This is a genomic window from Agrobacterium rosae, assembly GCF_002915175.1.
Classification (GTDB): Bacteria; Pseudomonadota; Alphaproteobacteria; order Rhizobiales; family Rhizobiaceae; genus Agrobacterium; species Agrobacterium rosae.
This window is the reverse complement of the sequence record NZ_NXEJ01000008.1, coordinates 703052-726962: the sequence shown is the minus strand read 5'-3', so window position 1 is coordinate 726962 and position 23911 is coordinate 703052. Positions and strand designations below refer to the sequence as shown.

General features: G+C 54.9%; 22 protein-coding genes. 3 read left to right on the top strand and 19 right to left on the bottom strand.

Features of this window, described 5'->3' with window-relative positions; translation table 11 throughout:
* Positions 1–64: 64 nt before the first annotated feature.
* From CPJ18_RS19075 to CPJ18_RS19040, 8 genes are all read right to left on the bottom strand, one after another.
* Positions 65–1471 (bottom strand): mannitol dehydrogenase family protein, encoded by a 1407-nt coding sequence (locus tag CPJ18_RS19075; protein ID WP_077102508.1) that lies wholly within the window; start codon positions 1469–1471, stop codon positions 65–67.
* 5 nt (positions 1472–1476) lie between these two features.
* Entirely contained in the window at positions 1477–2673 is a 1197-nt protein-coding gene (gene uxuA, locus CPJ18_RS19070; protein WP_077102506.1) for a mannonate dehydratase, read from the bottom strand.
* An 18-nt stretch (positions 2674–2691) separates the two neighbouring features.
* Positions 2692–3741 (bottom strand): L-idonate 5-dehydrogenase, encoded by a 1050-nt coding sequence (locus CPJ18_RS19065; RefSeq protein WP_077102504.1) that lies wholly within the window; start codon positions 3739–3741, stop codon positions 2692–2694.
* Positions 3742–3807: 66 nt separating this feature from the next.
* Positions 3808–5214: a TRAP transporter large permease gene (locus CPJ18_RS19060; protein ID WP_077102503.1), complete on the bottom strand. Its 1407-nt coding sequence runs from the start codon at positions 5212–5214 to the stop codon at positions 3808–3810.
* A gap of 4 nt (positions 5215–5218) precedes the next feature.
* A complete protein-coding gene (locus tag CPJ18_RS19055) occupies positions 5219–5791 on the bottom strand; it encodes a TRAP transporter small permease (protein WP_077102501.1) in 573 nt (190 codons plus the stop codon).
* Between the two features lie 63 nt (positions 5792–5854).
* Positions 5855–6829, bottom strand: coding sequence for a sialic acid TRAP transporter substrate-binding protein SiaP (locus CPJ18_RS19050; RefSeq protein ID WP_077102500.1), 975 nt, complete (start codon positions 6827–6829; stop codon positions 5855–5857).
* A 77-nt stretch (positions 6830–6906) separates the two neighbouring features.
* Positions 6907–7608: a FadR/GntR family transcriptional regulator gene (locus CPJ18_RS19045; protein WP_077102498.1), complete on the bottom strand. Its 702-nt coding sequence runs from the start codon at positions 7606–7608 to the stop codon at positions 6907–6909.
* Positions 7609–7733: 125 nt separating this feature from the next.
* On the bottom strand, positions 7734–8780 hold the full coding sequence (locus CPJ18_RS19040) for an Ldh family oxidoreductase (RefSeq protein WP_077102496.1): 1047 nt from the start codon (positions 8778–8780) through the stop codon (positions 7734–7736).
* Between the two features lie 135 nt (positions 8781–8915).
* On the opposite strand from CPJ18_RS19040, the gene CPJ18_RS19035 reads away from it, so the two are divergent.
* Positions 8916–9914, top strand: coding sequence for a GntR family transcriptional regulator (locus tag CPJ18_RS19035; protein ID WP_077102494.1), 999 nt, complete (start codon positions 8916–8918; stop codon positions 9912–9914).
* Positions 9915–9968: 54 nt separating this feature from the next.
* Positions 9969–11087, top strand: a complete 1119-nt coding sequence (locus CPJ18_RS19030; RefSeq protein ID WP_077118492.1) for a mandelate racemase/muconate lactonizing enzyme family protein — start codon at positions 9969–9971, stop codon at positions 11085–11087.
* 15 nt (positions 11088–11102) lie between these two features.
* On the opposite strand, the gene CPJ18_RS19025 is transcribed toward CPJ18_RS19030, so the two are convergent.
* The 10 genes from CPJ18_RS19025 to repA all read right to left on the bottom strand — a co-directional run bounded on the left by CPJ18_RS19025 (position 11103) and on the right by repA (position 20542).
* A complete protein-coding gene (locus tag CPJ18_RS19025) occupies positions 11103–11627 on the bottom strand; it encodes a flavin reductase (protein ID WP_077102490.1) in 525 nt (174 codons plus the stop codon).
* A gap of 32 nt (positions 11628–11659) precedes the next feature.
* Positions 11660–12445 (bottom strand): pyrimidine utilization protein D, encoded by a 786-nt coding sequence (gene rutD, locus CPJ18_RS19020; protein ID WP_103659645.1) that lies wholly within the window; start codon positions 12443–12445, stop codon positions 11660–11662.
* Positions 12446–12461: 16 nt separating this feature from the next.
* Positions 12462–12848 (bottom strand): pyrimidine utilization protein C, encoded by a 387-nt coding sequence (gene rutC, locus CPJ18_RS19015; protein WP_103659644.1) that lies wholly within the window; start codon positions 12846–12848, stop codon positions 12462–12464.
* Positions 12849–12875: 27 nt separating this feature from the next.
* The gene (gene rutB / locus CPJ18_RS19010) at positions 12876–13616 is read right to left on the bottom strand and encodes a pyrimidine utilization protein B (RefSeq protein WP_103586151.1); all 741 of its coding nucleotides are present in this window, start codon (positions 13614–13616) and stop codon (positions 12876–12878) included.
* On the bottom strand, positions 13613–14704 hold the full coding sequence (gene rutA, locus CPJ18_RS19005; RefSeq protein ID WP_077102483.1) for a pyrimidine utilization protein A: 1092 nt from the start codon (positions 14702–14704) through the stop codon (positions 13613–13615). The genes rutB and rutA overlap by 4 nt, the downstream gene beginning before the upstream one ends.
* Before the next feature lie 336 nt (positions 14705–15040).
* Positions 15041–16030 (bottom strand): Bug family tripartite tricarboxylate transporter substrate binding protein, encoded by a 990-nt coding sequence (locus CPJ18_RS19000; RefSeq protein WP_077102481.1) that lies wholly within the window; start codon positions 16028–16030, stop codon positions 15041–15043.
* A gap of 107 nt (positions 16031–16137) precedes the next feature.
* Positions 16138–16752 (bottom strand): biliverdin-producing heme oxygenase, encoded by a 615-nt coding sequence (locus CPJ18_RS18995; protein WP_077118484.1) that lies wholly within the window; start codon positions 16750–16752, stop codon positions 16138–16140.
* Positions 16753–16847: 95 nt separating this feature from the next.
* Positions 16848–18122 carry a plasmid replication protein RepC gene (repC, locus tag CPJ18_RS18990; protein WP_077118483.1) on the bottom strand — a complete coding sequence of 425 codons (1275 nt, stop codon included), beginning with the start codon at positions 18120–18122 and terminating at the stop codon, positions 16848–16850.
* Between the two features lie 195 nt (positions 18123–18317).
* Positions 18318–19331 carry a plasmid partitioning protein RepB gene (repB, locus tag CPJ18_RS18985; protein ID WP_077102475.1) on the bottom strand — a complete coding sequence of 338 codons (1014 nt, stop codon included), beginning with the start codon at positions 19329–19331 and terminating at the stop codon, positions 18318–18320.
* The gene (gene repA / locus CPJ18_RS18980; RefSeq protein ID WP_077102473.1) at positions 19328–20542 is read right to left on the bottom strand and encodes a plasmid partitioning protein RepA; all 1215 of its coding nucleotides are present in this window, start codon (positions 20540–20542) and stop codon (positions 19328–19330) included. Before repA ends, repB begins: the two co-directional genes overlap by 4 nt.
* Positions 20543–20882: 340 nt before the next feature.
* Between repA and CPJ18_RS18975 the strand changes: the two genes are divergently transcribed.
* The gene (locus CPJ18_RS18975) at positions 20883–22295 is read left to right on the top strand and encodes an FAD/NAD(P)-binding protein (protein ID WP_153366559.1); all 1413 of its coding nucleotides are present in this window, start codon (positions 20883–20885) and stop codon (positions 22293–22295) included.
* Between the two features lie 145 nt (positions 22296–22440).
* On the opposite strand, the gene aptA is transcribed toward CPJ18_RS18975, so the two are convergent.
* On the bottom strand, positions 22441–23775 hold the full coding sequence (gene aptA, locus CPJ18_RS18970) for an omega-aminotransferase AptA (RefSeq protein WP_077102457.1): 1335 nt from the start codon (positions 23773–23775) through the stop codon (positions 22441–22443).
* Positions 23776–23911: the final 136 nt, after the last annotated feature.

Here is a 23911-nt window from a genome sequence, read left to right as displayed (position 1 = left end):
ACCCAATGAAACAAAAAACCCGGCGAGATTTCGCCGGGTTTTTTGTTGCTCACCTGCCCTAAAATCAGAGGGCAAATTTTGCCAACTCGCGATTGACCAAGTCCCGCCAGCTGCGATTCTTCACCAGTTCCGCCAGGAACAATCCCTCTATAGCGAAGAACGGCGCGGAAGGATCGGTATTGTCGACATGCTTGGCTGCTGCCAGTATTTCCGATTTGCGAGGGTCGTTGAGGTCCCCACGCTTGTGAATGGATGCAATCCACACCGCCACAACATAGGCGAACTCGGTGGCATCTTTACCCGCGGCCAAGGCTTCCACAGTGGCAGCCAGAATGCGCTGGGGCAGCTTTTGGCTGGTGTCCATGGCGATCTGTTCATTGCGGTGGGCAATAGTTGGGTTTGAGAAGCGCTCGAGCAATTCGTTTCGGTAAAACGGAAGATCGATGCCGGGAACCGGTGCCAGCGTACTGGCAGCAGCCTCCATGTGCCGTTTCACCTTCTCAACGAACTCCGGCACAGCCATGACATCCCGCACGAATTCCAGATTGTTCAGAATGCCCAAATGCGCAATCAGCGTATGCGAGCCATTCAGCAATCGAAGCTTCATGTTTTCATAGGGCTCGACAGACTGCGCAAAGACCGCTCCCGCGGCTTCCCATTGAGGACGACCCGATACGAAGTCGTCTTCGATCACCCATTGCAAAAACGGCTCTGTCTCAATGGCAAGCCGGTCTTCAACACCCAGCATGCGGGCTGCGCGCGCCCTCGTTTCATCGGTCGCCGCTGGCACAATTCGGTCCACCATGCTGCACGGGAACTTGCCTTCCTTGCCAATCCACCGTGCCAGTTCCGGATCACGTCGCTCTGCCATGTCAAGCACCAGACGACGCACCACATGGCCATTGGATGGCAGGTTATCGCAGCACAGCACCGTGAAGGGTAAAAGTCCACCTTCCCGGCGTCGGCTAAGACCTTCCACCAGAAAGCCGATTGCTCCGACCGGCGCGTGCGGATTGGCCATATCGGCCACAACAGAAGGATGCTTGAGGTCCAGCCCGCCCGTTACCGGGTCCAGTCCGTAAGCCTTTTCGCTGACGGTCAGGGTGACGACCCGAATACCGGAGCTGGCGAGATAATTGAGAACATCCTCGCCGCGGTCAGCGGCACAAAGCCAGTCTACCGTCGCGCCGATCACCTCAGCACGGTCGCCCTCGGCGTTGCGGACGATGACGGAATAGAGGCCATCCTGGTCGGCCAATGCTTGAACCGGTTCTGGTGAGCGCAGATTGACGGCGACGATACCCCAGGGACCAAAGCTTTGCTCAAGGGCTTTTTGCGTGAACACAGCCTGATGGGCGCGGTGAAAAGCCCCCAAGCCGATATGTACGATACCAGGCTTCAAGGCCTTGCGATCATAGGCGGGACCGACAACGCTTTCCGGCAGGATCGTGGAGGAAGATAGTCTGTCCATGGCTACTATACTCGACCGTATTGTGGATGAAGAAGAGCACGCTCTATTCCGCGCAGTTCGGCCAGACCCTTCAGGCGGCCGATAGCTGGATAACCGGGCTGTGCGCCACGCGTCAGGTCATCCAGGATTTCCTGTCCGTGATCCGGGCGCATGGCGATGCGATGGTCGTCGCGACCTTCCGCCCGTCTGCGCTTTTCCTCGTCCAGCAACGCTGCGATAACGGCGACCATATCGGTAGCCCCCTCAAGATGCTCATCCTCGAAAAATGAGCAAGGTACGGTATCGGTATCACGCGTCACGTTGCGCAAGTGGACGAAATGGATGCGGTCGGCAAAGGACTTGGCGATCAGCGGCAGGTCGTTATCCTTATGCGCACCGAGAGAGCCGGTACACAGAGTGACACCGTTTGCGCGACTACCCACCTGCCCCAGCATATACGCGTAATCGGCCTGCGTTGAGAGAATGCGCGGCAAGCCCAGCAGCGGCCAAGGCGGATCATCGCCATGCGCGCAGATATTGATCCCCACCTCTTCTGCGACAGGCACGACCTCAGATAGAAAATCCACCAGATTGGCTTGCAGCCTCAGACGATCCACACCCTGATAGGTCCGCAATTTTGCCAGAAGCTGGTCCAGCGTGTAGCCATCCGCCGAACCGGGAAGACCAGCGCCGATATTGAGCCCGAGAGCGATGATCTTCGTATCGGGCATCTCGGAAAAGCGTTTGGCGGCCTCCTCCACCAGCCAATCCGGGTAATCCGCCTTGGCATCCGGACGTTTGAGGATGTGGATGTCGAAAGCAGCGAAATCGGTCAGATCGAACCGCATGGCTTTTGCGCCATGGCGTGTTTCCCAGCGCAGATCGGTCCGCGTCCAGTCCAGAACCGGCATGAAGTTGTAGCAAACGGTGCGGATGCCGCTGGCCGACAAGCGGCGCAACGTTTCCTGCCAATTGGCGATGTGGGATTTCCAGTCTCCCGTCTGGGTCTTGATATCTTCGGAAACCGGAACGCTTTCGACAACGTCCCAGTAAAGACCGCCCGCCTTGATGGCGTCGTGGCGCTTGGCAATTTCATCGACAGGCCAGACGGCACCGGTTTCAATGTGATGCAGCGCGCTGACAATGCCCTCTGCACCGGCTTGAGCGGCGTCCCTGACCGTTACCTTGTCCACCGGTCCAAACCAGCGCCATGTATGTTTCATCGTTAAGTCCTCAAAAAATCAATGGTCTTGGCCGAACGTGATCTGTACCTTGCAAGCAACTGAACGGTCGCCTGCCTGCTCGAAGGCTTCGACTGCGCGCTCCAGCGGAAACTCATGGGAGATGATCGGGCGCACATCGATGGCTCGCGACGAAATCAGTCTTACGGCGTCACCGAACTCCCGGTCGAACCGCTGTGACCCGCGCCAGACGATTTCCTTGCCGACGAGAGCGTTGAGCGGAATGGTCACATCGCCCGTCACGCCAACCTGCACAAGGGTACCTCGTGGCTTGATGCAGGCGAAAGCGGCGCGCAGTGCCGGGCCTGCGGCAGAGCAATCGAACACGACATCGAATGTACCTTTGCCCTCCTGATAGGGTGTAAGGCTATCGGCGTTGGATGCGACATTGATCGTGCGGTCTGCGCCCATGGCAGGTGCACGCGACAGGGCGGCATCGGCCAGATCGGTCACGACGATTTCACCGGCCCCAGCATGCTTGACTGCGGCGACCGTCAGCAATCCGATTGGTCCGGCACCGGTGATAAGAACATGCTTCCCAGCCAGATCACCAGCCTGCGCGACCGCATGCAGGCAGACGGCCATAGGTTCGGCGCAAGCGGCTTCTGCGGGTGTCGTGTGGGCATCAAAAGCGAAGCATTGCTGTGCAGGCACGACCAGCCAGTCGCGAAACATGCCTTGTTCATGCGGAAGGCGCATGGCGCTGCCCATGAAGCGCATGTCGAGGCAATGGATCGGCTGATCGATGTTGCAATAGTGGCAGTTGCCGCAGGGCTGGGAGGGATTGACGGCGACCAGCGCGCCAATCGCCAAGGCACTGACGCCTTCCCCCAGCTTTTCCACATAACCGGATGCCTCATGACCTGAGATAATCGGTTCACGGACCTGAACGGGGCCAAAGCCGCCATCCTGATAATAATGCAGATCGGAGCCGCAGATGCCGCCAGCCGCCATGCGCAGCAGCACTTCGCCGGGGCCGGGCTGGGGCACATTCTGGGTTTCGACCTTGATGGATTGTTTGCCGTAAAGACGCGCCACGCGAGTGAGCATGCGTTTGCTTTCTATCATGCAAAGGGGAAGGAACGCCCGCGCAGCAGGTGCGCGGGCGTGGTTGTCTTAGCGGATAAGTCCCATCTCCGTTGGCAACCACAGGGTAATCGCCGGAATGAAGGTAATGAGAATAAGCGCGACGAACAGAGGTACAAGCCACGGCAGAATGGCCATCGTCGTTCGCTCCACCGACAGTTTGGCGACACGCGATAGCACGAACAACACCATGCCAAGGGGCGGATGCAGAAGACCGATCATCAGGTTCAGCGTCATGATCAGACCGAAATGCACCGGATCGATATCGAACTGCAGCACCAGCGGCAGAAGGATCGGCACGAGGATGGTGATTGCCGCAATCGTATCCAGGAAGCAGCCGACAAAAAGCATGAGGATATTGACAAGGATCAGGAATATCCACTTGCTGTCCGTCAGCGTCAGAATGGCCGTGGAGAGAAGCTGCGCCGCCTGACTGACCGTCAACAGCCATGCAAAGACAGACGCGGCCGCGACGATGAACAGAACGGCGGCAGTCGTCTCGATCGTGTCGAATGTGGCTTTGGCCAGCGACTTCATCGTCATGGTCCGATAGCGGACAAGACCCAGAAACAGCGACCATAACACGGCTGCGACAGCCGCTTCGGTCGGCGTGAACCAGCCCATCGTCATGCCACCGATGAGAATGACCGGCGTCATCAGCGCCATGACGGCGGAGAAGTCGAAATACCAGTCACAGGCAATCAGGATGGCCAGAACGATGAAGATGGCGAGGTTGAGTGACATGCCGAACATGGTCAGCACATAGATCCCGATCGGCACCAGCATGACGACCAGAACTTCAAGCGATGCGCCGAAGATGGTGCGCAGGCTGAACGGTGTGTCCGAGCCCCAGTTCTTGACATAGGCGAAGACAGTAACCGTGATCATCATCAGCAGAGTCATGACCACGCCGGGAACGATGCCTGCCATGAAAAGAGCACCGATGGAGACATTGGCCATCATGCCATAGATCACGAAGGGCAAGGACGGCGGGAAGATCGGCCCCAGCGTGGCGGATGCGGCGGTAACGCCAACGGCCGCCTCCACCGGATAACCGTGGTCCTTCATCGCTTTGATTTCGATGGTGCCGATACCGGCGGCATCGGCAAGAGCCGTACCCGACATGCCGGAGAAAATCACCGAACCGATGATGTTGACCTGGGCAAGTCCACCCTTCATCCAGCCGACAAGGGCAACGGCAAAGGAATAGATGCGGCCCGTGACGCCGGCGCTGTTCATGAGATTGCCCGCCAAAATGAAGAACGGCACGGCAAGCAGCGGAAAACTTTCGACACCGGCAATCATGCGCTGCGCGGCGATGATGTCAGGGGCGACATTGTAAAAGAGAATATAGGCCAGTGACGATACGGCCATGGAAATGGCGACCGGCAGACCGATGACCATCAAGACGAGAAAGGAACCTATCAACAGCAACATGGCATCAATCTCCCGCGCTCTGGAACTCTTCAGGCCGCTCCAGAACGGAGTAACCACGGCGAAGATTGGCAACGAACACCTGAATGGACCGCAGGAACATCAGGACGAAAGCAGCAAAGACGGTGTAGAAAACCAGACTGCGTGGCAGCGCAACCGTAACCATTTCCTCATCTGCGACGATTTCCAGATAACGCCACATCAGCCACGACATGTAGCCGAAGAAGCCGATCCGCAGCACATCCACGGTCAGCGACATGACCCGCGTGAGGTTTGGCGGCAGATAATGGTAGAGAACATCCACCTGAATGTGGCGCGACATGCGCACGCACATGACAGACCCCATGAAGACCACGCCGATCAAGCAGTTGACCGCGATTTCTTCCGTCCAGGCATAGCTATCGTTCAGCACGTAGCGTGTGAAAAATTGCAGGAAGACGCAGGCGGTCATCATCCAGAACAAGGCAAGCGTGAGCCAGTCTTCGAAGGAATAAACCGAGAGATCAACGTCCAGTGGTGCTTCGTCAAACGTATGGGCAAGTTCCTCAGGGGTGACCTGAGTGTGAATTTCCTGCGACATTGCATTGTCCCAACTGAAAAGAGAAGGACGGCGCAGCTTGTGACTGCCGCGCCGGAGACGGTGTTACTTGATGGCGCGAATGGCTTCCCAATCGGACTTTTCGTAACCGAAGTCTTCGAACTTCACTTTCTCGACCACGTTCTTCTCGAAGTCTGCCTTATCGACTTCCGTGACCGTCAGGCCACGTTTCTTGAATTCATCGACCAGCGCGTTTTCACGCTCTTCGATGATCTTGGTGGTCTTGGTTGCTGCTTCCTGCATGACATCGACAAAAATCTTCTTGTCCTCGTCGGAAAGGCTTGCCCAACGGCTCTTGGAAATCAACGTGTTGAGATGGTCGACGATGTGGCCGGTCAAAACGATGTTCTTCTGCACTTCGAAGAACTTCTTCGCTTCGATGGTCGTCAGTGGATTTTCCTGGGCATCGACGGTTCCGTTCTGGAGTGCAAGATACACTTCGGCAAAAGCAATCGGCGTGGTGTTGGCACCGCAGGCACGCGGCATGGCGAGGTAGGCTGGAACATCCGGAACGCGCATTTTCACGCCGGCCAGATCAGCACATTTTTCGATGGGTCGATTGGATGTGGTGTGACGCGTACCGTAATAGCTGACCGCCGCTATGATGTTACCTGTCTTGTCAGCATAGCCTTTCGCCAAGCGCTTGAAGACGTCGCTTTTGGTATAGGCGATCAGATGCTCTGGATCCCGAAAGATGTAGGGAAAGTAGGTTACGCCAATAGGCTTGAAATCACGCGCCGCAAAGCTGGAGCCGGAAATGATGATATCGACCGTTCCCAGCTTCAGGCCCTGGTTGATGTCGGCCTCTTTACCCAGCTGCGATGCGGGGAAGACGTCGATCTTGTATCGGCCTTCGGTACGTTTTTCGATTTCCTTGGCGGCCCATACGGATTCCGTGTGGAACGGCTCGGTCGTCTCATAGACATGCGCCCATTTGAGAGCGGTCTGTGCTTGCGCTGCGAATGCGGATGCCACGACCATGGCCGTTGCACCAAGCAATGTTGTCAATCTTGATATCATTTGGTTTCCCTCCCGGATTGAAATCAGATGTCTGTCGTCCAAGTCCCGCCCTCTCTCCTGACGGAACCATCGCTCTCCTACGGCTCCTCACCAAAGCTTTCGGAAAATCTCTTCTGCGACAGCTTCAAATGCCGTCGCATTGCGTCGCGCGCGCCGTTGGCATCATTGGCTGCAATCGCGTTGCGTATGACCGTGTGCTCCTCGAGCGCTGCGCGCCACGTATGCGGCCCTTCAAAGTGCGCCGCCAGCCGTTCGAAATAGGGCGTCATGCGCCGGTCGAAGATATGGCCGGTAAAATTATGAAGCGTGGCGTTACCGATAATGTCGGTAATCGCAGTATGAAAGGCACGGTCGTGGACGAGCATCTTGACCGGATCCCCTATCGCGCTTTCCATACGGCTGATGGCATCATCCAGAGCAACGATGTGCTCGGGGGTCGCAAGTCTTGCAGCTTCCTCGGCAATTGCACTTTCGATAATGCTTCGGGCCTGAAGGATTTCAAACGGTCCGTCGCTCTCATCGACCGGCAAAATAGGCGGCACCAGATGTGGACGCTGGCTGACATAGACGCCGGATCCCATTCGAATCTGAACATATCCTTCCACTTCCAGAACGATCAAAGCTTCGCGCACGGTCGGTCGCGACACGGCAAATCTCTCGGCAAGGTCGCGCTCGGCTGGGAGCTTTGCTCCCAGGGCAATCTCTCCCGCTTCGATGAGCGCACGTATCTGGTCCGCGACCTGTCTATGCAGGCGTCGCGGCTCCAAAGCGACAAACATGTGAACCCTCCCGACGCATTATCCCGAATGCGGTTTGGTAAAGTGGCCTTACCAGTTTCCATTTAGAGCGGATAAAATCATCAAGTCAACCGGCAAATTAAAGATTGTTAATATCCCTCGAGAATTCACTCTCCTAGCACCCTCACGCCAAAACGCTTACCCAATGCAAGAAAGGCGTCACGGGTGGCAGGGTCGATCAGCACACCGGTCTCTTCTCGTTCAGCCGCCACCGCCCATTCCCGGTCACCGGGTGCCATGACATGGCAATCTTGTCTGGCTGCAGAACTACGCAAGGCATGCAGATAGCGCTGCATCCCCTCGTCAAAGATTTCCTTTTCAACGAAAGCTTCAGGTTTGAGAGCCAGAACGAACGCACCCAAACCCCGCGGCTTCGAAAAATCTGGCCCACCCATGGGTGGAATGTCGAAGCTCAACTTCATGCCGGTCAGCACTGCACTGAAAATTTCCGCCACCCCTGCAAGCGCTGCACCCTTGAAACCGAACTCACCACCCAAAGGGGCCAACATGTCTGCGGCGTCGGCATCAAGCGTATCGTGCCCGCCCGCATCCGATGCTGTGGCTTGCGGCAAAGCCTGGCCAAGGCTGCGATAGAGCAGCACGCGATTGTAGGGAATGGAACTGGTCGCCATATCGAGCAGCCATGGATTTTCACCCGCAACTGGTACGCCAACCGAAATGGGATTGGTGCCATGGAAACGAGTCGCGCCATCGTGGAGGCGCACGAAACTATCGGAATTGCAGAAGGTGATACCGATGAAGCCTTTTTTGGCAGCCTCAAACGAGTAAGCGCCTGCTGGTCCGAAATGCGACGTGTTGCGGATGGCAACCGCACCAATGCCGAATGTTTCAGCAATCTTGGTAGCGCGATCCATAGCTGTATAGGCCGAAAGTGCTCCATGAGCATTATCAGCATCCAGCGTTTCGACCGCGCCAAAACCTGCGACCCGTTTCAGGTTGGGGCTGCGGTTGATCCTGCCGCCCTCCAGCGCTGAGATGTAGTGATCCAGCAAACGAACACCGTGGCTGTCCACCCCATGTCGCGTGCCATGCATCATCGCCCGGCTTGCCGCGTCAGCCGTTGCCGTGTTTGCACCGGCAGCGGCAAAGACGGCTCGACAAAAGCGATCGAGAATGGAAAGCGGCACTTTCAAAGCGCACTTGCCTTAAACATTTCGGCTCCTCCCATCAAAATGTCTTGTGCATACACTAGACACAAATATTTTGTCGTGCAATCCCTGAAGCGTCAAAACATCAAAGCCGGTGGGAACAGAGCGGGACAATTTTTCATGAAGGGCACGACGGGCATTGGCCTGAAACTCTATCGCCGCGCCAGCGAGGCCCTGTCTGCCGATATCCTCAACGGCGTGATTGGAGAGGGTACGAGGCTTACAGAGACGATGATCGCCAAGCGTTTCGGCATCAGTCGAGCACCCGCCAGAAAAGCGCTTGTTGAGCTTGAACAGTTGCAATTGCTGCGCAAAGCGGAAGCCCGGGGTTATGATGTCGTCGCTCATACATCGCTGCCAGCAAAAGCGTTGGAGATAGTTGCGCCACTTTCCATTTCAGCTACAGATGCTCGCATCCACAGCCAGTCCAGCTGGGAAATCATTTATTCCGACATAGAGATCGAGATCGTTTCCCGCACGTCCCTCGCCAGTTGGCGCATCAACGAAGCGCTTTTGGCAAAGCATTACGGCGTTAGCCGAACCGTTGCCCGCGATGTCGTTTCCCGCCTTCAGCAGCGTGGTATCGTGCGCAAGGACGATAGCGGCCGTTGGTACGCACCCGCGCTGACTGCAAAACATATCGAAGAGCTCTATGAGCTTCGCTGGATATTGGAGCCATTGGCTCTGGCAAAGGCCGTTCCCAATCTGCCAGCCGGATTGCTTGAGACGCTACGCCGAAACGTCATGGATGCGATTGCCTCTATCGACACCATCGAAGGGCACACGCTGGATGCGTTGGAACAACAGCTTCACGTCGAACTGCTGGGATATTGCGGCAATGAATCACTGATGCGGGCCATCAGCCTGCCCCAGGCTTTGTTGGTAGCGCACCATTTTCTCTACCATTGGACCATGGAATTGTTCGACACAGAGCCGTTTCTGCCGGAGCACCTGGCCATTTTCGACTGTCTGCTCGCTGGCGATCTGGTCGGTGCGCAAGATGAATTGGCCCGCCATCTGCAAATCTCCCGCAGCCGCGCCATGCTGCGCATTCAGGCGGTCGCGGAAGTTATTTCACCCGACGAACTACCCTATCTCGAACGGCTGGATTCGCATTGACGATCTGTCTGTAAACTCGACGTCATCATGATAATCGGAGGAGGATTATCCATCATGAAAATAGCATCCATTCATCCCTTCATTCTACATCTACCACTGACATCGGACTCGATTTCAGATTCGACCCACAGCATTACCCATTGGGGTGTTGTCGGCGCAAAGATCGTCACCGCAGACGGTCTGGAGGGGTACGGCTTCACCGGCACCCATGCACATCTGGCATCCGACCGGTTGATCACATCCTGTATTCGAGATTGCTACGCACCGCTTCTGATCGGCGAGGATGCCAGCGATCACACGCGGTTATGGACCAAGCTGGCCCGTCACCCATCTTTGCAGTGGGTCGGCAGAGCCGGCATTACGCAACTGGCACTGGCCGCCGTCGACGTGGCCCTGTGGGACCTGAAAGCGAAAAAGGCGCAGCAGCCATTATGGGCCTATCTGGGCGGAGCCCGTACAGACAAGCTTGAGGCCTACAATACTGATATCGGATGGCTTTCCTTCTCCAAAGATGCCCTTTTGAGCGGTTCGGCAAAGGCCGTGGAAGAAGACGGTTTTAGCCGGATAAAGATCAAGGTCGGGCATGACGATCCCAATGTCGACATCGAACGGCTGACAGCGGTTCGCAAGCGCCTCGGCTCGTCCATCCGCATCGCGATCGATGGAAACGGCAAGTGGGATCTGCCCACCTGCCAACGCTTCTGCGCCCTCGCCCGCGATCTGGATATCTACTGGTTCGAAGAGCCGATGTGGTATGACGATGTCATCAGCCATGCGACGTTGGCGCGCAACACATCGATCCCGATTGCGCTGGGTGAACAGCTTTATACCGTTGACGCTTTTCGCTCCTTCATCGCGGCGGGTGCCGTCGCCTATGTGCAGCCGGACGTAACGAGGCTTGGCGGTATTACCGAATACATCCAGGTCGCCGATCTGGCGCTCGCACACCGGCTGCCTGTCGTTCCGCATGCGGGCGAAATGAGCCAGGTGCATGTGCATCTCAGCTATTGGCATCCGGCCTCGACGATCCTTGAATATATTCCGTGGATCAAGGATCACTTCGAAGAACCGGCCAATGTCTATGATGGCATCTATAAACGCCCCGAACTGCCGGGCACCGGAACGACTGTGCTTGCGGAAAGCTTTGAACGCTTTGGAAAAAGCATCGACTGAACGCCATACAACGCGTCAGAGTGTGCGGTAGCCCCGTTTGAAATAGATCAGGGCTTCCTCACCCTCGCGGATGACCGTATCGAGCACTTCACACATGAGAATATCGTGCGTGCCACCATCGTGAATGGTGCGGATGCGGCAATCGAAGGAGACCAGTGCGCCCTCCAACACCGGTGCCTTGGTTTCCAGCGTGGTCCATTCTCCAGATGAAAACCGGACATCCATCGGTGTCTTGCCGCCAAAAATGCCGCTTAACTGTTCTTGCTCAGCTGCCAGCGTATTGATGCAAACGACGCCGTTGGCGATGACGAATTTATGCGCGGAGGAATTTCGGTTGAGGCAGACCAGCAATGTCGGCGGATTATCCGAGACGCTGCACACCGCCGTTGCCGCAAAACCGGCCCTGCCCGCTGCGCCATCCGTCGTGACGATGTTGACGGCGCCGGCAAGTTGCGACATCGCGTTGCGATAATCCAGGCCGCGCTGTTCTACAGTCTTCGTCTCCATTGTAGCATCCTTTTTGAGAGACAACGTCTGCATCTAAACGAACCTTCCCTTACAAATCATCAAATTTACGCCGATGCCGGGGCAAGCAGGAATTTCTCCAAACTTGCATTGAAACCTGTGACATCGGTTATATTGATCGCATGTGCGCCCTCATCGAAAAGCACGAGCTCGGCGTTTGGCAAACCGTCTGCAAGCCTGACGGAACGCGTATAAGGCACCAGCAAGTCATCTTTCGCAGCAACAACCAAGGTATAATTGTTGATGTCTGCCAGTTGCCCGTCCACATCGAACGACCGGAGCGCTGCTATGCGGCGCAGAACATTGTCTCTGCCCTGAAAATGCTCAACACCATGGGCGTCGTCCTTCGCCAGCCGCTCGGCATTATCGGACATCCATACGGCAGGGTATAGAAAGAGCGGCTGCGCCTTTACGAAGGCCTCGACGCCGGAATCCAGCAGCGATATGCGCGCATCGAAGCAGCGTCCGGAATGGGCATCCGCCTTGCTCCACGCATTCACGAGCACCAGCCGATCGATTAAACTGGGTTTGCGCAGCGCGATATCGAGACCGATCAGGCCGCCTAGTGCATGACCCATGAAGTGAAATTTTTCGAGGCTCAATTGGCTTGCCAGCTCCAGCACATCATCGGCCATGGCGGAGATACCGCCGTTGACCGGCACTTCTCCACCGGTTCGGCCAGTGCCGCAATGATCATAGACGACAACGCGGAAATGCTTTTGCAGCATGTCCATCTGTGGTGCCCAGTAGGTGGAAGAGCCGCCAAGGCCTGACGATAAGACAATCGTCTCGACAGCAGGCTCTTGCCGACCATGAACCTCGAAATGTATCATTGCGCGGTCCCTACCGTTATTTGCCGATATGGGCGACGGTGGCGATTTCCACCAGCGCGTCGGGCTTTACCAAACCGCATTGGATGCAGTAGCGGGCTGGCTTATCACCGGGGAAATATTCGGCATAAACAGTGTTGATCGCCTGGTAATTGGCCCAATCGGTGATGAAAATATGGTTCATGGTCACATCTTCCATAGTACCGCCAGCGGTTTCGATGACCGACTTGATGGTTTCTAGAACGTGGCGCGTCTGCGCTGCGGCGTCGCCCACATGCACCACGTCATTGTTCTTGTCGAAGGGTAGCGTGCCGGACACATAGACCATGCCATCGGCCAATGTTCCGGGTGAAAACGGCGCGATGGGCTTGGCTGTGCCTTCCGGTACGATGATTTTTTTAGGCATGTCATGTTCCTCTTTATCGTTGCTGCATCAATCTTCGATGGGTGCCGCTTGCGAAATGACGGCGCAGAAATCATTGACCGTCGCCACCCAGCCAAAAAATTTCTCGACATTATAGACGGTGGCCTGCTGGATGAAATCCGGCCCCAAATGATGGGTCGCGTCCTCCAGCATCACGCCGAAATATTCCAGATGGAACGCATCTCGTAGCGAGCTTTCCACGCAGACATTGGTGGCAATACCGACGAAGACGAGATTGCGAATGCCCCTCGCCCGCAACACGCTGTCCATATTGGTGTTGAAGAAACCGCTATAGCGCGTCTTGGGCACCAGAATATCACCCGGTTGCGGCGTCAGCTCATCAACGATGGCATAATCCCATGTGCCTTTGGCCAGCAGCTTTCCCTGCAAATCCGGTCGCGCACGCATGGTTTTCAGCGCATTGGATTTATGCCAGTTGGGAGAACCAGGCCCGCCTGCCTCAACATAATCGCTATCCCAACCATTCTGGAAATAGATGACCTGAACGCCCGCCGCGCGCGCTGCATCCAGCGTTTTGCCGATATTGGCGATGGTGGATTTGGCACCGGCTATATTGAAACCAGCCAGATCGACATAACCGCCTTCGGTGGAATAGGCATTCTGCATATCCACCACCACGACCGCAGTTTCGCTCGGTTTCAATGAGATCGGCTCTGGCCTTGCAGGAAGCGTGACACTCTCCGATCGGCTTTTTGGCGGCTGATAGCCAGCAACAACGGCTTGCGTCATTCTGCGGCCTCCAATGTCGCTGTTACATGCTGCCTGCTTTTCATCAGCGGCTGTACATATTTGCCGAACTTCTCGATGCCCTCGACGAAGTCATCAAATGTCAGCATGACGCCGCCGGTGCCGGGAACTTCACTCATCTCATCCAGCATGGCCGCAACCTCTTCATAGGAGCCGATAATGGTACCCATATTGATGTTCACGGCTGACACCGGGTTCGCCATATGGCGCACATTGGTATCGGAGCCCGACTTTGTATCGACAGAGCTTTGTAGGCCCAGCCATTTGATGGCTTCCTGATCTGCACCGGCCTTGTAGTGTTCCCACTTTGCCCAGGCGTCCTCGGATTTTTCTTCCGCAAGCACCATGGTCAGCACGAAGGAACGGACATCTCGCCCCGTTTTTTCGGTGGCTGCCAGCAAACGTTCGTTGGTGGGTGCAAAGGCCTTTGGCGTGTTGACGCCAACACCGAAACAGAAGCTGTAATCCGCAAATTTCGCCGAGAATTCCATACCCTTGTCAGATGAACCTGCACAGATGAGCTTCACATCACCCTGCGGCACCGGTTTCATGCGGCAATCGTCCATGGTGAAATATTTGCCTTTGAGGTCCGATTGGCCCGTCGCCAAAAGCTCCTGAAGCACCGTCGTATATTCGCTGAGATAGGTGTAACGGTCACCAAAATACTCATCGCCCGGCCAAAGGCCCATCTGGCTATATTCCGGGCGCTGCCAACCGGTGATGAGATTGATCCCGAAACGGCCGCCAGAGATGGAATCGATGGTGGTCGCCATGCGCGCCACGATCGCGGGAGGCATGACAAGCGTGGCGGTGGTGCCAAAAAGCTTGATTTTAGAGGTGACCGCTGCAAGTCCCGCCATCAGCGTGAAGGATTCCAGATTATAGTCCCAGAACTCGGTCTTGCCGCCAAAACCGCGCAGCTTGATCATCGACAGCGCGAAATCGAAGCCATATTTTTCAGCCGCCAACGTGATCTGTTTGTTGAGCTCAAAACTTGGCTTGTATTGCGGCGCGTTTTCCGAAAGCAGCCAGCCATTGTTTCCAATTGGAATGAAAACACCGATTTCCATTTGCACCCTCCATGTCCTGTGTTCGTATCGAACTGATGAGAAGTAAAATGCAGGTTCCGTGCCAGTCTCGTATGGTGTGTAAAAACAATGATTTATAAGGTATCGGAATTTTTATTTTTATCAAATGATAAAATATTTATCGCTTGATAAAAATATTGCTTATTTCTTCGGCAGATCGATTGGTTATAGACGGACTTATAATTTGATTGTCGGATGTGTCCGTTCGCGGCCCTAACGCTAGAGCACAAGAATGCTCTGATCACAGGTACCCCTTTGCCTCAAATGTGCCCGGCTTGGGGATAATGGCGATCAGTCCGGAGACTGATCGCCGCTAGTTCAATCCATCTGAACATTTGCGTCTTTGACGACTGGACCCCATTTGGCGATTTCCTGTGCCACATGGGTCTTGAGCTCATCTGGCGTGGAGCCGACGATCTTGGCGCTGAAATCTGCCATTCGGGCAGCAACGCTTGGGTCTGCAAGCGCTTTTTTTGCAGCGGCGTTCAGTTTATCGATCGCTTCCGGGGGAGTTCCCGCTGGCGCAAACAGTGCGTTCCAGGTGTACGTTTCATAGCCTGGAACTGTTTCGGCAATCGTCGGCACGTCGGGGAAGGATGTTGCCCGCTCAGCCGTCGTTACGCCCAGCGCCTTTAACGTACCGGATTTGACGTGCCCTGACGACGACGGCAAATTGTCGAACATGATGGAAACCTGGTTTCCGAGAAGATCGTTCAGCGCCGGACCTGATCCCTTATAGGGAACGTGCTGCATACTGACGCCAGTCATAGCTTTGAAAAGCTCACCGGAAAGGTGGAGCGGCGTTCCATTTCCGGATGACGCATAGGCATATTTATCCGGCTCTGCTTTCAAAAGAGCAACCAGTTCGGCCACCGTGTTGACGGGTAGCTGTGGGTTGACGACCAGAACATTGGGCACGACGACCAGCAGCGAGATCGGCGCGAAGTCCTTTTCAGGATCATAGGGTTTGGTCTTAAGAATAAGGGGATTAAGAGCGTGGGTAGCGACCGTGCCCATCAAAACCGTATAGCCATCGGGCTCAGCCCGTGCGACCCGGTCAGCCCCGAGATTTCCGCCAGCACCTGCGACATTTTCCACAACGATTTGCTGACCGAGTTCATCACCCATTTTCTGCGCAATAACGCGAGCGACAACGTCGGTAGAGCCGCCGGCAGCAAAAGGAACGACCAGCGTTATTGTTCTATCGGGAAAACTCTGAGCTTGAGCTGAAGCGCCAATCGCAAGAAAAGTAGCAGCGGATGCGGCGAGTGCAAGAGCTGCTCGCCGTTTAAAAAGTCGATACGTCATTGAACCTCCTATGGAGTGGCCTCCCCGCCACCGTTTCATAGTAGCTCAACCGCATCTGAGGGCAAGTCGCACAAAGGACTATGCAACCGCCCCTCGGTTAGAGAAGGTTAAACCATCACACGCTTTGCATGGTCATGGACAGTGTGGAAAGCGGCTTCTGCGCCAGCGATCACTCGGTTTTCTTCCTCTGCGGTCAGCTCTACTGCGTCAAGCGCAGCAACGAAGGTACGCCAATGCAATCCCCGCCCTTCGGGTGCGCCTGCAAGATGCCGAGCACCAAATGTTTCGCCAAGGCCGATCTTCGCAGCGTCTTTCAACAGAAAGGCAGCACCGAGGTTCGAGCCCTCGACCACGTAAAGCCATCCCAGAGCCTCGGGCAGATCGAATGCAGCATCATCCTGGCTGAAATGAGTTGCGGAGCTTGCAGGCACTGTTGTCGACAAATCTGCCAGATCTTGCTCGATAAAGCCCAAACGCCGGCGTCCTTTAAGGTCAGGCAAGAGTTCGGCGAGAGTGTCGTTGAAGAAGAAGGCGTCGAGATCTCTGTGAAAAAGATACTGCGTCTGAACGAACTTCGCAAAATTCTCGCGGCTTTCGAACGGTTTTGCCGACATGATGAAGCCGTCCAGAACCTTGTGAGCGTCCTGCGTCGCTGCTTTCAAACGCTTTGTCCGGCTGGGTTCAACCTGAGACGTTTCGATGGCCAGTTCTGCAGCAGTCATATGTCATTCCTTTTTCGCAGTCGCTCCAGCGCACATAAAAATCTTTCCTCAAAAAGTCAATTTTATTGCAGAGGTCGCCAATCTAATTTTTTCTTTTAGCATAAGGCATAGGCAGCAGCAGCTTGTGGTGATGTACGAGCGCGTAGAAGTGCCATGAGCATTGGTTTTATTGAGAATTGTTTCGCTCGCGATTTTTCGGTCAAGCTGCGTAGATATCCACCCGCAGATTGAATTGTTGCTGAACGTTCCAGCATGCACGCTATGATTGCATTGGTATTCTGTGAGCCCATGGTTTTTTCTGCTGCTTCATAGGCAGAATGGCTAATGGAGAGCATTGTTCTGACCACATGAGTGGCTTGTTTCAGGTCGTTCCAGCTTCTCACATCCCCATTGGGGCCATAGAGGGCGATCTCTGGGCATGCTTTGAGCAGCGTTTGGAGATCGAAACCTTCGCTCCTAGCCCGTTGGAGGCTGAAAGAGCGATCCTTTGCAACGTTTGTCTCGTCTAAAGCCGCTTGAGTTTCTACTGGTGTTTCGGTCGGAGGGTTTCTCTCGTTATCCACATGTTGGCTTTCAATAAAGGATTCGGATTCTGAACTCTGTATAAGCCGCTCATTTTGATAGGCATTGGCGCTTATTTTTTGTTTTTCTATGTGTTTTTCCAACTGCTTAGCCATGTCTGCGCGCAAATGGTCCAAATCTTCCAGAACAAGAGCGAGATGTGCAGCCTTTGATTTACGGTCAAGCGTGGATGTCGTGATCAGATAGAGTTGCCGATAGCTGTCCCAATCACCATCGACACCGTCAACCACGGCAATTTCACCAAACTTTATGATGTCTCGTCTGCACAGGCTGATTTTTTCCCGCAATCTTTGTAGATGCAAACGCTCTTCGATGACCTGATCGGCAATCGTTTGTATTTCATCGGCCCGCGTAATCAGCGGGGCAAGCGAAAATCCGTATGCATCGCTAATGCCGCCGCTTCTGTCTTTGCGTGCGTATCGTTTCCCGTTTGGACTGTCTTTACGCAGAATGAGACCGGCTTCGATGAGCGCGGTAAGATGCCGGCGGAGTGTTTGCTCTGTCATGCCATGTGCACGAAGAGAGAGCTGCTGGTTAGATGGAAACACCACCAGGCCATTTCGCTCTGACAATTCTGCTTTGGGATAAAAACTGAGCAAAGCATTCAGCACTGCCAGTGATCGGTCCGAAATACCGAGTAAGGGACGAGCTTCGCATGTGGCGCGAAACAGCTTCCATTTATCGATCGACCGCGCAGGGTCAATGTTTCTGGACGCAAACTGACTTGCGAGACGGCCAAGTGATAGCCCTCGCCGCCCGAATGGCGTCGTTACAATATCGCTATTCATGTCTTTCACCTTCAAAAAGGCAAAAGAAAATCGCTCACCGAAGAAATATCGATGCCAAGACTATTGACTATGATTCGCGGAAATGAGATTCTTTGGGTGCTTAGATCAAAGAAAGGCTTCCGTGCGGCAACGTTCGGGGGCTTTTTTCTTTTGGGCTTGCTGCTCCTGTTAATGGTTCAATCGAAAACGGGTTGATTACTGTTTAGAGCGATGCTCTTCGAACAGTGTTTGTAGGTGCTCTAGAACGAAGGCTGCGAATTCTGGCGCTTGCCTACGGTCGATAGAGATATCCAGCCGGTGATCGGTTTCTACGATCTTTGCGAGTTTCTGACCGCTCTCCGTTGATAGAACACCGGTTTTCTTTGGCTCAACCTTCGGCTTGAGAAACTCCAAAATTGACTTGAAGCGCTCTTCCGAAGAAAGCTTGGCGACGGTCTCATCGTTGAGATAGGCCCGCGCAGCTTCATTGACCTTTGAAGACGAAAGCTGTTCTGCGAGATCCATCCAGCTACGACGCCCGACACCTGGAGCGGGGCCTATGCTATCGACGATGTCATCGGGAATGCGGCCGACAACCGAAAGCATGTTTGACAGATCGCCTTTGTACAGAGACATCGCGGCCATGATGGTTTCTCGGGAGAAACGCATCTGGAGCTTTTGCGCAAAGCGTGCCTTTTCGATGTAGCTGAGATCACGACGCTCGTTGTTCTCCTGACCCTGGGCAACAACAAGCTGCTCATCTGTGAGATTGCGAACGACTGCGCGAACGGGAATACCGATTTCAGCCACAGCCCGTAAACGACGATGACCGAAAGCAACCTGATAACGCCCTGGATGCTGCGGATGAGGACGAACGAGAATAGGGACCTGCTGGCCCTGTTCGCGAATAGCCTCCACAAGGCCGACATCGGCTTCAATGGAGGAAGGCATACGGTCAGGAATGAAAGATGGATCGACGTCTGAGGCATCGAGCGCGACGATTGTGAGCCCTTCAGCAAGCTTACGCTCAATCTCTTCGGCACGTTTTGAGCGCTCGGATACCTCATTGAGGGATTGTCCGATCATCCCCACCGGAGAATTGATGACATCGGTCACCAGCTCTGGCGAACCAAGGATAGGGCGAATGCGCGGACGAGCGCGCTCGGCAGGAGCGTCTGCATTATCGGTGTTCTTACCGCCGAGATTGGCGAAGATTTCTTTTCTGCTCATACGGCCCTACCCCAGGCTTTCTTAATCAAGCCTTCAATTTCGGCATTAACATTCGTCATGGATTCCAACGCGCGATCATAAGTCGCTCTCGTGAACTGCGTCCGTTCCACCTCGAAAAGCGTTTGATTGGTCAATCCGGCGTCGGACACCGCGGTGGTCTTTAGCATGGGATGGTTCAACACATGCTCTCCGAATATGGAGCGAAGGAAAGCCACCATCTGGTTCTGTGGACCATCACTCGGCTCGAAGCGTGTGACCAGGTACCGCATCCAGTGATAATCCGACCGAGCACCAGCCCTGCCGATTTCAGCGAGAAGGTCACCGGTCATGGCAAGGAACTGGTTCATCGACATGACGTCGAGCATTTGTGGATGAACGGTAACAAGAACCGATGTCGCCGCCGTCAGGGCCGATAGTGTGAGGTAACCGAGTTGCGGGGGGCAATCGATAACCACGACGTCATAAAAGTTTTGCGCCTGCGCGATAGCTTGACCAATGCGGGCGAAAAACAGCGTGTCTCCTGGCGCACGGCGCATCAGCGCGCGTGGGGTATCATGTTCGAACTCCATCAGTTCCAGATTGCCGGGAATAATGTGGAGATCGGGAATATAGGTTCCGCGAACGATCTCGGCGATGGGGCGTTGTTCGCCGTCATAGCGGATCGCACCGTATAGAGTTTCGTTGGGTCCGACATCTAGCTCCGGTTGATGTCCGAAGAGGGCAGACAGACTTGCCTGCGGGTCAAGATCGATTGCAAGAACACGATAGCCACGCAGTGCGAGAAATTGCGCTAGATGCGCCGATGTTGTGGTCTTGCCGGAGCCGCCCTTGAAGTTCATCACGGCGATGACCTGCAAGTCTTCGCCTTCACGACGATGAGGAAGGTAGCGGCGAGTACCGCGCGCGCCCTGATCGAGGAACTTGCGGATCTCGTGGATATCCTCAACGGAATAGCTTCGGCGACCGCCACTCTGCGAAGCGCTGAGCTCCGGTTGTTCGGCGGCGATCTGGCGGAGATATGCTTCTCCAATGCCGATCAGCTTAGCCGTTTCGGATGGAGAAAAATTCCTCATGCTTTTTTCGGACAGAGGTGCGAATGTATTTGCGTTGTGCGCTTGCAGTTGCGCAGACAGCGCGGCCGAATGCTGTAGGATAAGCTCCGTAAGATCGGGTGCCTTCTCAGCAGATTTCAGATCGGCGCTTTGGGTCATATCAAGTGTTTTCCGCTTGTTGGATCAGTTGCGTTTTTTTCCGCTGAAATCGGTTTTTTCCGCAACTGAGATATAAGCGCCGATTCTCTTTTTGGCGCAATAGGTATTCGGAAAGCCTAAACATGAATCTTTTCAGCCAACTAAGCATTATTCCTGTCGTGAATTTGCTGGAACGGTGCGAATTGTATCGGGAGGTTTGAGGACGTCTCGAAGTTAGCCGCGGCTAACTGCTTTGTATCGACTGTCATGAGAGAGCAGAGCGGGTCGGTTTATAGCTATATGAAGTGCTGGCTAATTCGCATTTGCGTTTCTGGAGTGGTTAAGGTTTTCTGCGTGCGAAATGAAAGACAGGAGATTCTGTGTGGTTTATGACGTTGCCGTTGTTGGGTCCGGGTTTTCCGCGATCAGTCTTGTAACCAATCTTCTAGAAGTTCTTCCTTCGACTGCGTCCATCGCCATTGTTGGAGATGATTCCGCGTTTGGTCGCGGAACGGCTTATCGAACCGAATTGCATTTGCACCGATTGAATGTGCCTGCGGCGCGCATGAGTGCTTTTGCAGATAAGCCATCGGATTTCGTGGACTGGCTGACGAAACGCGGACGGCCCGTTGACGGCGGCAGTTTCGCCTCCCGTCATGATTACGGTCTGTATCTCAGAGATACGCTGGCTTCCCTATTGCGCAGCAAACATCAGCGCGCGCGCGTAGACTTTGTTAAAGCCAAGGCCCTTTCTTGCTCGTCATGCGACGAGGAGGGAGTTGGGTTTCGTCTTAGTGATGGGAGAGAGTTAAGAGCAAAAAATATTGCGCTTTGTCTTGGTGTCGGCACCGCGAGTTTGCCGCGGCTAACTTCCGATGCCGATATGGCGCTACTGCGTCGGGTGGTGCGTAATCCCTGGCGCTTGGGCTGGTTGTCGCGCGTGAAGCCAGATGACACCATCGCAATTCTGGGCTCCGGATTGACGATGATCGACCAGGTTCTGTCTCTCCGGAACATGGGGCATCGTGGCAAAATCCATGTTCTGTCCCGCCGTGGTTTGACGCCGCATGCGCACAGCACCCATCCCGTGCAGGCGGTAGAGCCGGCATTGATGAAAAGCCGGTTGGAGATCAGTGAGATTCTTGCAGACCTCCGGCGTCAGGTGAGGGGAGGGCAGGATTGGCGAGCCGTGATGGAAGGGTTGCGGCACAAGACTCAACACCTCTGGCAGGATTTGAGCCAAGCGCAACGGTCGAGATTCCTGCGGCACGCCTTGGCTTGGTGGAACATTCACAGGCATCGTATCGCACCCCAGGTCCATGAGGTTTTCGACGCCCTCATGCAGGATGGTACGGTATCGGTTCATGCGGGTTTCGTCTCCAAGATAGCGCGCCTTGGCGATACCAACCATCTCACCTTCCGTCGGCGCGGCACATCGGAAGAGACATCGCTCGCATTCGACTGGCTCGTAAACTGTACGGGCATGGAGCGGGCTGGAATAGGCCATTCGCCACTGTTGCAAAACATGCAGGCGCAAAACATGCTCGACATCGATCCTCTCGGGCTTGGGATTAGAGTAGACGAAAACTCCCGGGCTTTGTCTTGTGAGGGTTACCCACGAGAAGGCCTCTTTGCTGTTGGAGCCTTGACAGCGGGGCAGTTTTGGGAAATTACTGCTGTGCCTGACATACGCAATCAGACTCGCCAGGTGGCTGAGCGCATTGCCAAACAAGCGGAGAACAAAAGCTCCGATGGACAGGAAAATAACCTATAATTGTCGGTACGAAGTGGTGAAACAAAAACGCCACTTGGCTTTCTTTTGGCGTTTTTTATTTAATTAAAACAAGCGTATAAACTTGCTAAAAATTTAGTAAAGCCTAGCCCCTGGAGCGACACAGCCGCTCCAGGGGCTAGTGAAATTATGCGACGCGTTTCAAGGCGTCGCCGATAATCGAGACAATATCCGTAATCTGACTTTCTTCGATAATCAGTGGCGGGGACAGCGCAATAATATCGCCGGTGACGCGAACCAGGAGGCCCTTCTTGAGGCAATCCACAAACGCATCGTAGGCACGGGTTCCCGGCGCACCTTCCCGTGGCGAAAGCTCAATCGCGCCAACCAAGCCCAGATTGCGGATATCAAGGACGTGCGGCAGTCCCTTCAGGGAGTGAAGCGCATCCTGCCATGCTTGTTCGAGATCAGCGGCGCGGGTGAGCAGGTCTTCTTCCTGATAGATCTCGAGCGTGGCGATACCGGCGGCGCAAGCGACGGGGTGCCCCGAATAGGTATAGCCATGGAACAGTTCGATCTGATTGTCCGGTCCTTGCATCAACGCGTCATACACCGCACGCTTGGCAAAAACTGCCCCCATCGGGATCGCACCATTTGTGATGCCTTTCGCAGTGGTGACGAGATCCGGAACGACGCCGAAATAGTCCGTGGCGAATGGTTTGCCGAGGCGGCCGAAGCCGGTGATGACTTCATCGTAGATCAGCAGGATGCCATGCTTGTCGGCGATGGCGCGCAGACGCTGCAAATATCCCTGCGGCGGAAGGATGACGCCAGCCGAACCCGACATGGGTTCTACGATCACAGCTGCTATGGTCTCGGCACCGTGCAGCGCGACCAGACGCTCTAGATCGTCTGCGAGTTCGACGCCGTGTTCCGGCAGGCCATGTGAGAAAGCATTGCGGTCTAGATCCAGCGTATGGCGCATATGATCGGCGGGAATTTGGGGGAAGACTCTGCGGTTGTTGACGAGGCCGCCGACAGAAATACCGCCGAAGCCAACGCCGTGATAACCTTTTTCACGACCGATGATGCGACTGCGGGTTCCTTGGCCGATGGCGCGCTGATAGGCAATCGCGATCTTCAATGCGGTGTCGACGGATTCCGAACCGGAGCCGGTGAAGAAAACACGATCGAGTCCAGCATCCGGTCCTCCGGGTGCGATCGCTGCGAGCTTCTCGGCGAACTCGAAGGCAATTGGATGGCCCATCTGGAAGGTGGGCGCGAAATCGAGGGTCGAAAGCTGGCGCTCTACGGCTTCGGTAATGCGCCTGCGTCCATGTCCGGCATTGACGCACCACAGGCCTGCCGTGCCATCCAGAATCGTGTTGCCATCAATATCTTTGTAATACATGCCTTCCGCACTGGCCAACAGCCGCGGCGACGCCTTGAACTGCCGGTTTGCCGTGAATGGCATCCAGAAATTGGAAAGATTTGGCATGTTGGATTTGTTGCTGTGATCCATCGGGTTCCCCATGTTATGATAAGATATCAATCCTGCACTTCGCATCATCGAACAAGTCTATTTCTTATAATGACTAAGCCATTGATAAAGATGGATTTCCTTGTAAGGATTTGCGGTATATCGAACATATGCAACG

Coding starts and splice junctions, on each gene's coding strand:
- CPJ18_RS19075 (WP_077102508.1), bottom strand. CDS start 1,471: ATGGACAGACTATCTTCCTCCACGATCCTGCCGGAAAGCGTTGTCGGT.
- uxuA (WP_077102506.1), bottom strand. CDS start 2,673: ATGAAACATACATGGCGCTGGTTTGGACCGGTGGACAAGGTAACGGTC.
- CPJ18_RS19065 (WP_077102504.1), bottom strand. CDS start 3,741: ATGCTCACTCGCGTGGCGCGTCTTTACGGCAAACAATCCATCAAGGTC.
- CPJ18_RS19060 (WP_077102503.1), bottom strand. CDS start 5,214: ATGTTGCTGTTGATAGGTTCCTTTCTCGTCTTGATGGTCATCGGTCTG.
- CPJ18_RS19055 (WP_077102501.1), bottom strand. CDS start 5,791: ATGTCGCAGGAAATTCACACTCAGGTCACCCCTGAGGAACTTGCCCAT.
- CPJ18_RS19050 (WP_077102500.1), bottom strand. CDS start 6,829: ATGATATCAAGATTGACAACATTGCTTGGTGCAACGGCCATGGTCGTG.
- CPJ18_RS19045 (WP_077102498.1), bottom strand. CDS start 7,608: ATGTTTGTCGCTTTGGAGCCGCGACGCCTGCATAGACAGGTCGCGGAC.
- CPJ18_RS19035 (WP_077102494.1), top strand. CDS start 8,916: ATGAAGGGCACGACGGGCATTGGCCTGAAACTCTATCGCCGCGCCAGC.
- CPJ18_RS19030 (WP_077118492.1), top strand. CDS start 9,969: ATGAAAATAGCATCCATTCATCCCTTCATTCTACATCTACCACTGACA.
- CPJ18_RS19025 (WP_077102490.1), bottom strand. CDS start 11,627: ATGCAGACGTTGTCTCTCAAAAAGGATGCTACAATGGAGACGAAGACT.
- rutD (WP_103659645.1), bottom strand. CDS start 12,445: ATGATACATTTCGAGGTTCATGGTCGGCAAGAGCCTGCTGTCGAGACG.
- rutC (WP_103659644.1), bottom strand. CDS start 12,848: ATGCCTAAAAAAATCATCGTACCGGAAGGCACAGCCAAGCCCATCGCG.
- rutB (WP_103586151.1), bottom strand. CDS start 13,616: ATGACGCAAGCCGTTGTTGCTGGCTATCAGCCGCCAAAAAGCCGATCG.
- rutA (WP_077102483.1), bottom strand. CDS start 14,704: ATGGAAATCGGTGTTTTCATTCCAATTGGAAACAATGGCTGGCTGCTT.
- CPJ18_RS19000 (WP_077102481.1), bottom strand. CDS start 16,030: ATGACGTATCGACTTTTTAAACGGCGAGCAGCTCTTGCACTCGCCGCA.
- CPJ18_RS18995 (WP_077118484.1), bottom strand. CDS start 16,752: ATGACTGCTGCAGAACTGGCCATCGAAACGTCTCAGGTTGAACCCAGC.
- repC (WP_077118483.1), bottom strand. CDS start 18,122: ATGAATAGCGATATTGTAACGACGCCATTCGGGCGGCGAGGGCTATCA.
- repB (WP_077102475.1), bottom strand. CDS start 19,331: ATGAGCAGAAAAGAAATCTTCGCCAATCTCGGCGGTAAGAACACCGAT.
- repA (WP_077102473.1), bottom strand. CDS start 20,542: ATGACCCAAAGCGCCGATCTGAAATCTGCTGAGAAGGCACCCGATCTT.
- CPJ18_RS18975 (WP_153366559.1), top strand. CDS start 20,883: ATGAAAGACAGGAGATTCTGTGTGGTTTATGACGTTGCCGTTGTTGGG.
- aptA (WP_077102457.1), bottom strand. CDS start 23,775: ATGGATCACAGCAACAAATCCAACATGCCAAATCTTTCCAATTTCTGG.